The 15,774-nt window shown below is 31.7% G+C and carries 8 protein-coding genes; 1 reads left to right on the forward strand and 7 read right to left on the reverse strand.

Annotated features, from left to right (window positions below; all coding sequences use genetic code 11):
* Positions 1-3 precede the first annotated feature (3 nt).
* Positions 4-963, forward strand: coding sequence for a YheT family hydrolase (locus RSC72_RS01445; RefSeq protein WP_332543400.1), 960 nt, complete (start codon positions 4-6; stop codon positions 961-963).
* A 35-nt stretch (positions 964-998) separates the two neighbouring features.
* Here RSC72_RS01445 and RSC72_RS01450 read toward each other — a convergent pair whose 3' ends face one another.
* The 7 genes from RSC72_RS01450 to RSC72_RS01480 all read right to left on the reverse strand — a co-directional run bounded on the left by RSC72_RS01450 (position 999) and on the right by RSC72_RS01480 (position 15,757).
* The gene (locus RSC72_RS01450) at positions 999-1,619 is read right to left on the reverse strand and encodes a hypothetical protein (protein ID WP_332543398.1); all 621 of its coding nucleotides are present in this window, start codon (positions 1,617-1,619) and stop codon (positions 999-1,001) included.
* Between the two features lie 87 nt (positions 1,620-1,706).
* A complete protein-coding gene (locus RSC72_RS01455) occupies positions 1,707-3,275 on the reverse strand; it encodes a RagB/SusD family nutrient uptake outer membrane protein (RefSeq protein ID WP_332543396.1) in 1,569 nt (522 codons plus the stop codon).
* A gap of 11 nt (positions 3,276-3,286) precedes the next feature.
* Complete coding sequence (locus RSC72_RS01460) at positions 3,287-6,313, reverse strand: SusC/RagA family TonB-linked outer membrane protein (protein ID WP_332565863.1); 3,027 nt, start codon at positions 6,311-6,313, stop codon at positions 3,287-3,289.
* 299 nt (positions 6,314-6,612) lie between these two features.
* Positions 6,613-8,112, reverse strand: coding sequence for a RagB/SusD family nutrient uptake outer membrane protein (locus RSC72_RS01465; protein ID WP_332543392.1), 1,500 nt, complete (start codon positions 8,110-8,112; stop codon positions 6,613-6,615).
* A gap of 11 nt (positions 8,113-8,123) precedes the next feature.
* Positions 8,124-11,147, reverse strand: a complete 3,024-nt coding sequence (locus RSC72_RS01470; RefSeq protein ID WP_332543390.1) for a SusC/RagA family TonB-linked outer membrane protein — start codon at positions 11,145-11,147, stop codon at positions 8,124-8,126.
* A 387-nt stretch (positions 11,148-11,534) separates the two neighbouring features.
* Positions 11,535-12,926 (reverse strand): DUF5689 domain-containing protein, encoded by a 1,392-nt coding sequence (locus tag RSC72_RS01475; RefSeq protein WP_332543388.1) that lies wholly within the window; start codon positions 12,924-12,926, stop codon positions 11,535-11,537.
* 26 nt (positions 12,927-12,952) lie between these two features.
* Positions 12,953-15,757 carry a TonB-dependent receptor gene (locus tag RSC72_RS01480; RefSeq protein ID WP_332543386.1) on the reverse strand — a complete coding sequence of 935 codons (2,805 nt, stop codon included), beginning with the start codon at positions 15,755-15,757 and terminating at the stop codon, positions 12,953-12,955.
* Positions 15,758-15,774: the final 17 nt, after the last annotated feature.

The raw sequence follows: 15,774 nt of genomic DNA on the forward strand, positions 1-15,774 counted from the left end.
GATATGCCTTATATCGAAAAATCGTCCTACCCGAAACCTAATTTTATCAACCGAAATGCACATCTTTCTACCATTATTCCTGCAAAATTCAAAAAATATCCTGTTCCAAATTATAGTAGAGAAAAAATAACGACGAATGATGGTGATTTCTTGAATTTGGATTGGCGTCTTCAAGAAAATAAAGATAAAATTGTTATTCTTTTTCATGGATTAGAAGGTGATTCTAAACGTACTTATCTAAATTCGTGTTCCGATTTTTTCTATGAAAAAGGTTTCAATATCTTAGCTTGGAATCATAGAAGTTGTGGTGGTGAAATGAATAATACTTGTCGTTTGTATCACCATGGTGTAACAGATGATATAGAGCGAATTGTAAATAAAGCGATTGAAGAAGAATATGAACGTATTTATTTGATTGGTTATTCTATGGGAGGTGCTTTAATCTTAAATTATCTTGGTAATCATCAAATCAACTCAAAAATAAAAGGTGCAGTTTCTTTTTCTGCTCCTATTTCTTTAAAATCTAGTGCAGATACGTTGAAGAAATTTCCTAATACAGTTTACTTCAAAAATTTCAAACGCACTTTAGTTCCAAAATTTAAAGAAAAGGCAAAACAATTTCCTGGATTCTTGAATGAAGAAATGATTGATAAAATAAAAACATTTGATGAAATAGACGAATATTTTACAGCGGCGATACATGGTTATTCTTCTAAGGAAGATTATTATCACAAAGCTTCTCCTGCAACAGTTTTAGACCATATAAAAACACCATGCTTGATTGTAAATGCAGCAAATGACCCCTTTTTAGGGAAAGATTGTTATCCTATTGATCGTTTTAAAAATCATGAATTTTGCCATTTTGAAATGCCAAAATATGGTGGACATTGTGGTTTTCCTTTAGAAAATAATTCACACTCTTGGGCAGAAATTAGAGCTTGGGAGTTTGTGGAGAATAAATAAAAAACCCTCGAAGCAAGCTTCGAGGGTTTTTTACACTATTTATTTAAAATATCTACTAATTTTATTAGATCTTTTTCTTTACTAATATTTAGTTTAGCAGCTTTCGCTATTTTATTTAAATCTTTATTTGATTTAGAAACCTGCTCAATTTTATTTCCTGTTCCAATATAATAATTAATTAAAGTTCTAAACTTTACACTATCCATATTATTGTAACTATTTGTATTTCCAAGTTCAGTCTTACTAACTTTAACAGACTTATATAAAATATTATTTCCATTAATATCTGTAAGAACCTGTAAATAACCTTTCTTTAATTCTCCATTATCGTCATAATAAGATGTATATTTATAGATTTGTCCATTCAAAAAATTAAGTTCTAAACCATCTTGCTTTTCGAGGTTATAGTATTTTTTTCCATCTAAATATTCAAAATCATCTGTAAAAGCATTATATCTATATCCTCTTGTACCACTATAATTCTTAATATTTGCATTTTTATATTCTTTATCAATATAAAAACTGTCATTTAGATTTGCTTTATCTAGAACATAATTTTGTGAATTATAAATAGTCCCTCCGTCTTTTGTATTAACATTTTGAGCTAAAACAATAGAACCAAATCCTAACATTATCAATAATAACTTGTTTTTCATATAATTGTAATTAATAATTTAAATATAACATTATTTTTTATATAAAAAAAAACCCTCGTTGAGGGTTTTTTTATCAAGATTATAATTTTAATATCCTGGGTTTTGTTTCATATTGTTATTTCCTGAAAACTCTGATACTGGAATTGGAAATGTATATTTATAACTTCCATTATCTAAATTTTCAACAGTTTCATTAGGAAGAACAGCATCTCTAGTATTACGATCCATTTTAACTCCTGCTTTTACAGCTAAACGTTTAAGATCTGTATATCTATGCCCTTCTAAAGCTAATTCTACACGACGTTCTTTCATAATATCTGCATAAGCAACTTGAGAAGAAGAGTAAGTAGGAGTAACTGCCGTTCCTTTATAATTTCTGGCTTCTCTTACTTTTTGGATCAATGCCGAAGCATCAGATAATTTATTCTCTTCTACAGCTGCTTCAGCTAGGATGAAATACATTTCAGATAATCTAAAAATCTTAAGATCATTACGAATTGCAGAACTTGTTTTTCCTGGATATTTATCAACAACTAATTGATCTGTTCCACGAGGATTGATACTTGTCAAGTAATTTGGATCTATCTTAGAAGTCGGATCTAAATAAGCATAACGACGAACATCTCCATCCGTATTATAGAAAATATTAAATAAATTTCTTCCCCAGAACCACATTGGTGAACCTGTTGCAGACGATACGTTGGTATTGAAAAAACTACCAACCGATATTCCAATCCCTGTTGCAGCTCTATTCAAAGAAAATATAATTTCGCCACGTCCTGAATCATCCCATATTTTTCTATATGGATTAAAAGAATTAGAAGTAGCATAAAAAGCTGTATTCCAAGCAGTAGAGCCTATTTCTGTAGCTGTTCCAGATACCATTGGTGTAGCAACTGTTAAAGATAATCCTGATTCATTTACTACTTTCTCAGCATATTTTTTTGCTTCAGCGTGCTTACCTCTGTATAGATTAACTCTTGCTCTTATAGCGTTAACTACATTAATATCTACTCTAAATTGATCTGTTCCTTTCACTAAAATAGTTGATGCAAATTCTAAATCTTTCTCAATAGCATCAAAAACTTCTTTATTTGTAGATCTAGGAGTCTTATCATCGATACTTGGAACATCTGGTGTAATCATTACACCTATTCCATTATCATCTTTCATATCAGGAGCAAAATACTTCTCTAATTCTAGATAAGCAAAAGCTCTTAATACTCTTGCTTGAGCAATAATACTGTTATATTTTGCAACTTCAGCATCAGTAGCTGGTTTAATTTTTTTGGCTCCTTCCAATAATCTATTAGCTCTATTAATAGTTAAATAATTATTTAACCATATAACTCTTACTCGATCATTAGCGCCATCAATAAAATGTCTGTACAATGGTTGTTCTTGTCCTCCATTTTGAGATCCAACTTTAAGTTCATCACTCAAAATAGCTCCTGCATAAATAGATGTTGCAGGATCAAGAGATCCATATACAGCTCCGTTTAAATACCCTTCAAGAGTTGACACGCTCGTAAACAAAACGTCATCATTCATTTCTCCTGGCTGTACTATATCTAATGCATCTTGACAACTATTCAAAGTAGCTACACTTGTTAAAATAGAAGCTAAAAATACACTTTTTATTAATATTTTTTTCATTTTTGATTCAATTAAAATTCTACATTAAATCCTAAAGATATCGATCTTGGATTTGGATAAACACCTAAAGAATAACTTTGAATAGGTTCTGGATCATATCCTTTCCAATCTGTCCAAGTCACTATATTCTCAGCACTTACAAAAATTCTCATATTCTTAACAGGAAGAGATTGTAACTGTTTCTTTGTAAAACTATATCCTACAGAAATATTTTTCAATCTTAAAAAGTCTGTTTTATACAAGAAACGATCTGAAGATCCTTCTACCCCAATATTAGTCGCTGTAATAGCTGGAGTATTACTATTTGTGTTTGTACTTGTCCATCCATTAAGCAAATCTGCAGAACCATTATAAGCTGCTGCTGTAGAAGGGTCCATTAACCAACTATAGAAGTTATCATAAGACCATCCTCCTGTTTGGAAAGAAAATAGAGTTGAAGCATAGAAGCCCTTATAATCTAAATTAAAACCAAATCCTCCCTGAACTGGAGCATAATAAGATTTACCTGTTAATTGTCTATCAGCTGAAGTTGGTTCTTCTGTAATATTACCATCTTTATCTAAGAATTGTTGCTCTCCAGTCTGTTGATTTACTCCAACATATTTGTATAAGTGCCATTGGAAGGCTACATCTCCAACTGCATTTACATTGTCCGAAGAAAGGTCTTGATTATCCATTGATTCGATTTTATTTTTGTTGTATGCATAATTTGCGAATACATCAAATTTAAAATCTTCTTTATTTACAATATTAAATTTTAATCCTACCTCAATCCCTTTATTAGACATCTCACCATTATTACCTCTTAAAGTATAAGTACCGTTTGTGGCAGAAAGTGCAAGAGAGCTAAACATACGCTCTGTACGTTTATCATATACATCTACATTACCATCAACAAGTCCATTAAAAAGACTAAAATCTAATCCAATGTTAGCTTGCACAGATTTTTCCCATTTCAGATTAGGATTTTCTATTTGAATCAAATTATACCCTGGTAAATTTGAGTAACCTGTAACTGTATTATTTAATGTCTTATAAAAGTTAGCCCCACCAAATAAAGGATTTAAGTTATCTGCTGTAATCAATAAGTTTTGATTACCTGTTGTTCCGTAAGAAGCTCTAAGTTTTAACATACGAACAGAAGTTCCTTTTAAAAATTCTTCTTGATCGATATTCCAACGACCTGCTACAGACCAAAATGTTTCCCATCTATTTTCTTTTGAAAATCTATATGAACCATCACGTCTTACAACCCCACTTAAACCATATTTTCCTGCATAATCATAATCTAATGTACCGAAATAAGCTAATGTACCAGCATTTAATTTATCTGCTGTAGCAGTACGTTGATAAATATTAGGTGTAGCTGGGTTAAATGGAACATATCCATCTCCTGATCCAAATGACCAGTTTAATGGATCTAGACCGTTTACACGTTGAGTTGATGTCTGATAATGCGCTTTTAAATAATCTAAATACGCAGCAACTGTTAACGAGTGATCTCCAAATTGTTTATCAAATGTAATATTTGAAACAGAACTAAAAGTAAAATCTTTTGTATTTGTAATATCTTCATTACCTCCAAATTGAGCATTCTGAGATGCAGCTACATTTACAGATAAATATCCATTTGGTGTACGAGCAAATAATCTTTCGTGATTTCTATAATCAACACCTGTTCTATTCCCTACAGACAACCAATCTGTTAATTTATAATTTCCATTTACGTTAGCTATAATACTAGTTTCTGTAAATCTATTTTTAATACCTCCGTTAATAATATCAGACAAAATCCAAGCCGATCTACCTGACGTATTCGAGCCAATTTGATTATACATATCTCTACCATTAACAAAGCTATATTTAGCTAAAGTAGCTGGACTTAAAAGCGTCCCAAACAATGGATTTTGAACAACATTATTATCAATTCCAGAATTTGTTTCTTGATCTAACTGATTTCTCTTAGAATAACCAATTGCTACTTGAGATGAATAATTAAATCTTCCATTTGATGATCTACCTGTTACATTATTTCTAAACGTAAATCTTTTAAAATCAGTAGATTTTATATTTCCAGCTGCTTCTAAATAACCTGCAGAAGAATATACTGTAACGTTTTCTCCTCCAAATTTCAAACCAATATTATGTTGTTGAGAAGCTGCTACTTTTAAAAACTCTTTTCCCCAATCTGTGTTTGTAGAATAATTTGCAATCTGATCATCTGTCATTGATGCTCCAGCACCAATTCCACTAATTTTATGAATTGTTAATAATTCTTTAGAGCTTGCTAAATTATAATCTGTTTTAGGAATTAAATTAAAAGATGTTAAAACATCGTAATTAACTAATAAACCTGAATTATATTTACCTGATTTAGTCGTAATTACAACCACACCATTTGCTCCTCTATTTCCATAAATAGCTGTTCCTTGTGCATCTCTTAATACAGAAACTGTTTCTATATCATTAGAATTTAAGTTTCTAAATTGTGATCCTGAAGAAATTAAACCATCAATTACATATAAAGGATCTGTGTTAGCTGCCAATGACGACAATCCTCTAATACGTACATTTATTTTCCCTGACCCTGGAGATCCAGATGCAGAATTGATTGATATACCTGGCGCTGCTCCTTGTAATGAATTTAAGAAAGTAGCACTTGGTCTATTTGCTAATACTTCTGAAGAAACAGTTGTAGATGCAGCCATAGATTTTGGTTTAGTAGACGTTAACCCATACCCCAAAACTACAACTTCTTTCAAATCTGCATCCTCTGCATATTTTATAGCTCCTAAATTAGTAGAAGTTACTTTAAATTCTTTTCCATTAATAACTAAAGTATCCCCTACTTTAGCGTCAATATTGAAATTTCCATTTTCATCTGTATACGCAACTTTATCAGTTCCTTTTACAGTTACTTCTACGTCAGACTCTGGAAAATTATTTCCATCATTGACTACACCCGTTACCTGAGCAAAAGCCATTGTTCCTAATCCTAGGAAAGCTAATAAGCCCAAAGATGTTAATCTTCTCCTCATAGTTTTATTTTTTATAACATTTTAGACAAAACTCTAACTTTTTTTTAACAAAACCAAAAAACGTTATATTTTTTTTTGTTTTATTATACATTAAAACAAACCATTAAGATATTATTGATTCAATTAAAAATAAACAACACTATTACTAAATCAAGCCAATTTTAATGTTTTTAAAAAGAATATAATTATTCAATAAAATACTTTTATCTATTATTGAATAAAGATAAATTAACATTATAAAATAATAAAGCTCCTCATAAACATGAGGAGCTTTATACTCTTTAACTATAAGACTAGGGCTAATATCCTGGTGTTTGTGTCATATTCTTGTTAAGATTTAACACTGTTTGTGGAATTGGTAATTGCCATTTGTGATCTCTCGCTTTTAAAGTTTGAGATGACGATGCAGAACCTGTTCCGTTTGCTAAATAACCGTTACCACTACGTTGAATACCGCTTGTGTAAACAGAAGAAATTCCGTTAACTCCTTGTAAACGTTTTAGTGTAAACCAACGATCTCCGTTTTCGAAAGCTAATTCTTTACGACGCTCTAATTGAATTGCATCAAAAATAGCTGCTCCTGTTTCTCCTCCAGCATAAGTAGAATAACGTACATCGCGTAATTTATTTAATGTAGTTAATGCACTTCCTGTGTCGCCAGATAAATATTGAGCTTCTGCTAAATTAAGTATTGCTTCTTCTACACGTAAATAACGACCATTGTTTAATCCTAATTTTACAGCACCTGTAATATATTTATTAACAGCAATTACTTCTTGATTATCATGATTAACTGGATTAAAAATTTTGAAATATGCATTGATACGCTCAGATTCTGTAGTTTGATTATATAAAGCATAAAAATCTTTATCTACAGCATATTCAATCACAATGTTACTATTTGTAGCACCTTGGCTAAAATTTGTTCCGATTGTAATATCACTTGAATTAATGAATGGAATCTCGAACAATACACCTTGACTATTTTTAGAAGTCCATAGACCTGCTAATTCAAATTGTTCTGCTGGATCAACTACATCTACAGCAGGTTTAGAAAATTCAATAGATTTTGCATAATCTCCTTTGTATAAATATACTTTACCTAGTAAAGCTTGCGCTGCATATTTATTCATAATATGTTTGGGACGATTAATAGTTATATCTGAATCTAAGTAAGGGATTGCTGCTTCTAAATCAGTAATAATTTTGGCATAAGATTCTCCAATTGTTGCATCACGTTTTGGTAAAGCTTCAACATCGTACTTATCTATATAAGCAATACCTACTGTAGTTGCAGCATCTGCAGCTTGAGTTGGAATTTGCGCATACGTACGTGCTACTTCAAAATGCGCTAATGCACGAACTGCTTTTGCTTGTGCAATTACATTATTTTTAAAATCTCCATCAACCAAATTATCAATATTAGCTAAAATGATATTTGCTCTAGAAATAATATTGTATGATGTAGAATAAATATCTGTTGGTACTGCATTAGAGTTATACGTCCATGTATGTGCTCTTTGACCAGATTTACGTCCATTAGGATCTAAAATCAAGTTATCAGCCATAATATCTCCTACTGAAATAATATCACTTGCACTGCTTAAACCTGCATAATATCCTGCTTGTGCAAATCCTTTGTAAACACCGTTTAATGCATTTGTAAAATCAGATTCTGTTTTATAGTAATCTGCAACTTCAATAGCATCGTATGGTTTTTGGTTGATATCATCATCACTACAAGATGTAAAGCTTAATGCACATGCTAATAATGATAATACTAATATATTTTTTTTCATTTTTTTAATTTTTAGAATGATACATTAAATCCTATTGAATAAGAACGAACTAACGGATAAGAGAACGCTGTAAATGAGTTAGACACATATCCTTTAGATTCTGTCGTACTACTTTCACTTGTTCCTGTACCAGCGATTGGATTACCGTGGTAATTTGTCCATAATGCTAAGTTTTGTATTTGGGCAAACATTCTTAAGTTTTTGATAACCGTTCCTTTTACCAAATTAGTAAAGTTGTATCCTACTGATAAACTACGGAAAGCGATATAATCTGAACTCTCTAAGTATTTAGTCGAATATTCTGGACCTGTTAAGTTTGGTGCAGAAAATTGTGCATTATCTCCACTTGCTTTCCAGTAATTACCAGCTTCTACAACCTTATTATCTAAAGATGTTGGATCTGTTAAGTAAGCATACGTATTGTTGTACATATAACCTCCTGAAGAATATGTAAAGTCTGCACTAATATCAAATCCGTAGATTTTAGTATTTAATCCAAATCCTCCCATCAACGTTGGTAATGGTGTTTTGTTTGTTGCTACTGCATCACCACCATTATAAGTATCTGTTACATCTCCATTTTTGTCTAAATACAAATCTTTACCTGTGCTTGCATCTACACCAGCATAACGAACTAAGTAAAATTGGTAAGGTTTACCACCTGCAACATGTATCATACTTTCGTAAGAACTTGAAACAAGTAAATCACTTTGATTATCTGCCAATTTATTTACTTTATAACCTAAACTTGTTACATTACCATAAACAGATAACTCAAAGTTTTTAGAACGAATTACATCATAATTTAATTCTAACTCAACTCCTTGTGTTCTTATTTCTCCTGCATTAATAGTTGTTTCGTAACCTCCTGCTTCTGTAGATAATTGTTTATTAAATAAGAAATCAGACCTAAGATCACGGAAATATGCAGCAGAACCTGTTAAACGATTACCGAAGAAACCAAAATCAAGACCTAAGTTTAATTTTTTGTTTGTTTCCCAAGTTGCATTAATATCAGCTAAATTACTTGTAGGAAAACTTGATGGATTACCATTGTAAGTTCCTAAAATATTCATCAAATTTAGATTCGCATAACGAGCCAAACCAGAATCATCACCTACTTCTCCGTAAGATGCTTTAAGTGTTAAATTACTAACTGCTTTAGAATCTCTTAAAAATCCTTCTTTTGCGATATTCCAACCCAAAGAAACTCCCCAAAAATTACCATATTTATTATTAACACCTCCTAATGAAGTACCATCGCGACGAATATAAGCGTCAACAAAATATTTATTTGCAAAATCATAAGATGCAGCTCCTAAATAACCAAATTTCGTTACTCGCCATCTTGATGTATTAGAATCTTGATCTATAATTGTAGCTAAACCTTGTGTTTGTAAATAATCGTTAGGAAAACCTTGTCCGTATAAAGCCAAAGAATATAAACTTTGATTGATATATTCTGATGCTGCTGTTACACGTAAATGGTGTTTACCAAAACTGTTTTCGTAAGAAACCTCATTTCTCCAGTTGTAGTCAAAACGATCTGAACTTTTATCTGTTTTAGAACCTCCTTCTCCTAACAATTGAGATAATACAGCAGATGGTTTCAAGAAGTTTTCGTATTGTGTACGGTTATAAGTTGCACCTAAAGTTGTACGAGCTGATACATTTTTCCATAAATCAGCTTCTACAAAACCTGTTCCATAAATACGTAAATATCTTGTTTGTGCATCCGTTTTCTCCATTTCGTCTGCAACAGGATATCCCATGTAGTTTGCATTAGAATTGTAAATTGGATTTCCTTGTGCATCTAACACATTATTTCCGTTAGAATCTTTTTCGTAAAAAGTTTCGTATGGACGATTTAATAATGTATTGTAAAATGGTGATTGTGCATTAACACGGTCACGAGGCGCATCTAACGTTGCGTAAGACCCGTTAATATTAACACCATATCTTAACCAGTCTTTTACTTTGTTTGTAATGTTTAAACTTGCCGTAATTCTCTCTAAACCTTCGTAGAATTTTACAGCTCCTTCATTTTTATCGTATCCGATAGAAAAATTACTTGCAGACTCCCCATCATTCTTTGCAATAGATACAAAATGTGAAGTTGTAAGACCATTTTTATATAAATCGTCAGACCATTTGTGATTATTCTTAGATAATCTTGCAATTTCTTCTGACGTACGCGCTTGTCCTAGCTCTAATAACTTACCATTATCACCTGTAATCGTACTTAATCCGTTTTGGTAGTTTAATAATTGATTTGCATTCATCAAATTGATGTTTGGCAAATCAACCATTTGATTAACCCCGATTCGAGATGAATAAGAAACTGTTGCTTCACCTTTCTTCGCAGATTTTGTTTTCATGATGATAACACCATTCGCTCCACGAGAACCAAAGATTGCTAATTGAGAAGCATCTTTCAATACTTTTACTTCCTCAATATCAGCTGGATTAATTGCAATTACATCTGCAGCCGACATATATGTACCATCTACAACATATAATGGAGATTTTACACCACCGTTTAATCCAATTGCTCCACGAATAGATACATTAGCTGTTGCACCTGGCGCTCCACTCATTGCTTGAGATGATAAACCTGCTACTTTACCACCAATCATTTGATCGATAGATACAGAAGGATTCATCGCTTCTAGATCTTTTGCTTTTATCGTTGTTACACCCGATTTAGATGGAGCGTTGAAAATACTTTTCACAATTACTTCACTTAAATCTACTGTAGAACTTTCTTTCGCTGTATATTTTAATGCACCTAAAGTATTACTTGTTACATTAAACTCTTTGCCATTAACTACTAAAATATCACCAATTTTAGCATCAATATCAAATTTACCATCCGCGTCTGTATAAACAACTTTGTTCGTACCTTTTACAGTAACCTCAACATCAGCTTCTGGGAAATTATCTGCATCATTTACAACACCCGTTACTTGAGCAAATGCTAATGTTCCTAAACCTAGGAAAGCAAATAAACTCAAAGATGTGATTCTTCTCCTCATAATCTTATTTTTAAAAATAGGGAAACAAAACTCACACTTTTTTTTTAGTGAAAAAAGAAAAATGATATATATTTAATTATTTATCAAAATAAGACAATTAAACTTTTTTTTATCGCTTTTTTAAATAAAGCAGTTTATTAAATATCGATAAAGGTATTTTTTAACTTTTATTAATAAATAAAAATGCTATTTCATATCAATTATTTTCAAATAACACAAACACAATATTGGTATAAGTTAAATTTAAAATGATTTTTTATTGAATTTTTATACTAAAAATGGTTAAAAATATTGCCTAATTATCAATATCCTTAACATTATAGTACAAAAAAAGGCGAACAATATGCTCGCCTTTTGTATAAATATAGATTTTAGAATCTAAAAATATTAATCTATTTTGATATTATCTATGATTAAATCATACGTTGTTCCTGACCCTGCTTTTAGTGCAAACAAATCTCCTGTACTATTTAATGTCATTCCTTCAATATTAAGCGTAATCATTCTCCATTCTCCGTTCGTATTTACAGCACCTGAATATTGATTATTTGATTGAGAAGTTAACGTTACATTTTCTGTTCCAAAAACTCCTAAATTAAAGAAGGTACGTCCACTTGTCGTTTCAACGTTAAATGATAATGATTTTGCTGCAGATCCTTTTACCCACATCGTAATCTTCTTAGGATTTGCTGGTATTGTAAGAGTACCTGCTTTTACGGTAAATACAAAAGGATTTGTTGTACCTGTTGTACCGTTTAGATGGAAAGAATTTGATCCATCTCTACCATTTCCTATTCCTTGTACTCCTAAACCAGTAGTAATTCCAAATGTATTAAGTGAACTTGTAAAATCAGTCCAGTTATTAAAATCTGCCCCTTTAAACAATAAGTTTGCTGCTTCGGTTGTGTTACCTCCACCAGGATTTGTTCCGCCACCTACATCAAAACGTGATTGATCAAATTTCACATCTTTTGTATCGCGAATGTAAACTTGCCATATAGATCCGTATTTAGAGACTACAACAGTTATAGAACCACTACCTGTTGGTAATGCTTCATCTTTCCAATCTGCGAAGTTTGAATTTCTTACAACAACACCCTTTAAAGAACCAGTTTTATCTACTAACTCTCTGCTTTCTATTTTACTTGCTGTTCCGTAAGTTTTATCTATTTCTGGTTGTAAAAATTGTACATTATTTATTTTTACTAATGTATTGATATTCTCATTTTTCATAGCTTCTGCCAAGCTATTAAACTCTTTCGGTTTTATTTCTTGTACTGGTTCACATGTTTTGAATATATATTTTTTATATTCTGTAAGAGGAATACGACCAATATCAAAACCAGGATCTACAGAACCTATTTTTATGATTCCTGCTCTTTCATCTAAACGTGCTTTTAAACCTTTAAGACGAATTTGAATTTTAGATCCTAGTGGATAATCATTGTATAAATTACCCGCATTAATTTCTATCTGAGTTCCTACTGTTGGATTTGTTGGGTTGTCTTGAATAGAAATTGTTTTGTAAATATTCCCTGTTTCATCACTAGAAATCACGTAAGCTTCTAAAATTAAATCATCAAGAATTGCTTTATTGCTATCTACATTTAATTGGTTAGCGTTAACTCTTTGCATTAATTCTGGTAATGTAATATTTGCTACTGGTAAATTACATTCGATTGGAGGTGTAGCATAATCATCATCATGTACACACGATTGTGCTACAAAAAGACCTAAGCTTAATGTAACTGCAACTGAAATTTTAGATATTGTATTCATTTTAATTGTTGTTCTTAGTTAATAATTTAGAATCTAAAGTAAAGGTTTGCAAAATAAGTTGTTCCCATCCCGTAGAACATTTTAGGCCCAAACATACGTTGATAGTTTTTATCCCTTGCATTGTTATAATTACCAATACGCATCTGTTCAAAACCTCCTGTTACGTAATCTTTGTTATTTAAAATATTATTTACAGTTCCTGAAATTCCTGCTGAATATTTACCAATACGAAATGTTTTTCCCATATTAAGATTCAACATAAACTCATCACTAAACTTTTCTTGTTTCAGAACTTGTTTTAAACCTTCTTCTGTTACACCAGGAATAATTGATCCTTTATCTGTAATAAACCCACCTGTTCTTCGATATGGAGCTATATCAGCATAATTATTCATCAAATAATTTCCAGAAACACCTACCCACCAAAATTTAGGATCGCGGTATTCTGCACTTAATGAAAAACCAGATTGTGGTCCTGATGCTACTTTGTAGTCTTTAACATATGCAGTTCCAAAATTTTTAAAAGGAATACCTTGTACACCAAACTCATCAGAATATAAATTATAACTTGGATTGTCTTTGTAAACATATTGACCAATAGATGCTACAGCTGATACCGTTAATACAGGTAAAACTTGTGCTTCTATCGCTAATTCTGTTCCTAGATATTCTTTACCAACACCTGTTATTACTTCAGACACAAACAATCTACTTTCATCATTTGTTCCATCAATATAACCAAAAGATTTCTCTATCTCGTCTTTTGTTCTTGTATAAAAAGCCGTAGCTCTTGCTTTGATACGTGGCGCTCTTAATATATAAGATAAATCACTCGAGAAAATCTTAGCACTTTCTACTCCATCTACAGTTACATCATTCATACGCGCATTTGGAAAAATTTCATCAGAAGTTGGTGCTTCTGTTTGATACATTACATTTGCTTGTACAAAATTACGTCCATCTAATTTTAATAAGAAGTTAGATTTTACACCAAAGTCTAAGAAGTCGTACGTTTTACTTTTCCCGTAAGAATTATCTTTATACATTTCGTTTTGGAATTTTCCATCGCGATAAAATTTCGTTAACGCAGCTTTCATTCCTATTGTAACATCTAAATATTTAGATTTTACTTTAGTTTGTGCATACAAATCAGCATAATCACGATTTATTTCGTAATAATACTCTTGCTTTTCACCTTTTCTAATTTTATCACGTTCTGACTCATCACGTGTATCTAACATATTATAACGATAATATCGTGAAGTTCCGTTATCTACAAGAGTATTAAAATCATCTGTATTCCATACATAATCTGCACCTAATAAATCTTGTATTTCGCGATACAGTTTAGATTTAGTGTTTTGATAAGATGCTGCAATTGTTAAATCAATATTTGGAGCTAATTCTGTCTGAAAATTAGTATAAGCTGATGCTGTTTTATCCTCATTAACATCTGCTGTTAACCAATAAGCAGCTCTACCTGATGCAATATTTCTATTTGCTTGATATAAACTGTTCCAATTTAATTGAGAAATTTCTCCATTTTGCCATTGTCCAAGTACTCTATCATGATTTGCTTGTTGAAAAGCTGTTGGTGTTCCATTGATATTATCTCTATCAAAAAGATAATAACTTGGCATATTACCATAATATGTTGGCGAAGGATTATTTGCATTAAACCAATCTAAACGTGAACCGCTTTCTTTACCAAATTGATAAGATACAGTTGTTGTTAATTTTGATTTATTATTAATATTCCAATGGTGTGTTAGCATATTTATAGGTTCAAACGTTTTTTTGATTCGCTCATTACGTTTTTCACCATCTTGCCATCCCCAATATGAATTGTAATAAATCCCTTTCATATATACTACTTCCTGTGTATTTGGAGATCCAGTTGTTCTACGAGTTGGCGCTCCAAAACTTGTAAAGTTTAAGGTATGATGCTCGTTAAATTTTTTCTCAATTCCTAGATAGTATGCATAAGCGTCGTAAGAAGTACCTTCTATAATACCTTCTTCTGCCCAACGTCTACTTCCAGAAACCATAAATGCCCAACCATTATCCATCAGTCCTGTGTTATATGTTGCCATCACACGATTTCTGTAAGATCTGTTTGTACTAGAATAAGCTAAACTAACACCTTTGCGCATTGTAGAAGGACGCGTGTCAAAATTTGTAACACCACCTAAATCTCCAAAAGCATAACTAGAAGGTTCTATACCATATGTTAATTCGTCTGGTCGACGAGTTACATCATTTAGACCTCCCCAGTTGTTAAAAGTTGCACGTCCGTTGTCCATTTTGTTCATTCGAACTCCATTGAACATTACATCGTTATATTTATTGTCTAAACCTCTTGGTTTAAACCAATACGAACCTAATTCGTATGCTGATACGCGAGCAAAAACATCGCGTGAAGATTGTAAAAGTCCTGAATTTGAAGCTGTCGTACTTTCGTCATCTGATAATTCGTCATCAGTCAATGTAATAATACCTACTTCTGCTGTATTTGGATTAAAAGTTAATTTTATATCACCTAAATCAAGCACTTTCTGCCCAATTATTGTGATCTCTTTTTCATAAGGATCATATCCCACACCATAAATTTGCAATTTGTATACCCCGTCAGGAATATCTACAAATTGAAAATAACCTATACGATCGGTAATCGCTGCATCGTTTACTACAACTCCGCCCAAGCGTACAGTGAGGTTATAAACCTCTTCACCTGTTGCAGCATTTTTTGCTACTCCAGTTACCTTCGTCTGCGTTTGTGCCATAGCAACGGTTGCAGCAAAGAGTGAAATACTTAATAATAATTTATTCATTCAAAAGAATTTTTATT

The sequence above is a fragment of the Algoriella sp. genome (assembly GCF_036647415.1).
Classification (GTDB): Bacteria; Bacteroidota; Bacteroidia; order Flavobacteriales; family Weeksellaceae; genus Empedobacter.

Bases quoted from the DNA above. Each gene is read 5' to 3' on its own strand.
- RSC72_RS01445 (WP_332543400.1), top strand. From the start codon at position 4: ATGCCTTATATCGAAAAATCGTCCTACCCGAAACCTAATTTTATCAAC.
- RSC72_RS01450 (WP_332543398.1), bottom strand. From the start codon at position 1,619: ATGAAAAACAAGTTATTATTGATAATGTTAGGATTTGGTTCTATTGTT.
- RSC72_RS01455 (WP_332543396.1), bottom strand. From the start codon at position 3,275: ATGAAAAAAATATTAATAAAAAGTGTATTTTTAGCTTCTATTTTAACA.
- RSC72_RS01460 (WP_332565863.1), bottom strand. From the start codon at position 6,313: ATGAGGAGAAGATTAACATCTTTGGGCTTATTAGCTTTCCTAGGATTA.
- RSC72_RS01465 (WP_332543392.1), bottom strand. From the start codon at position 8,112: ATGAAAAAAAATATATTAGTATTATCATTATTAGCATGTGCATTAAGC.
- RSC72_RS01470 (WP_332543390.1), bottom strand. From the start codon at position 11,147: ATGAGGAGAAGAATCACATCTTTGAGTTTATTTGCTTTCCTAGGTTTA.
- RSC72_RS01475 (WP_332543388.1), bottom strand. From the start codon at position 12,926: ATGAATACAATATCTAAAATTTCAGTTGCAGTTACATTAAGCTTAGGT.
- RSC72_RS01480 (WP_332543386.1), bottom strand. From the start codon at position 15,757: ATGAATAAATTATTATTAAGTATTTCACTCTTTGCTGCAACCGTTGCT.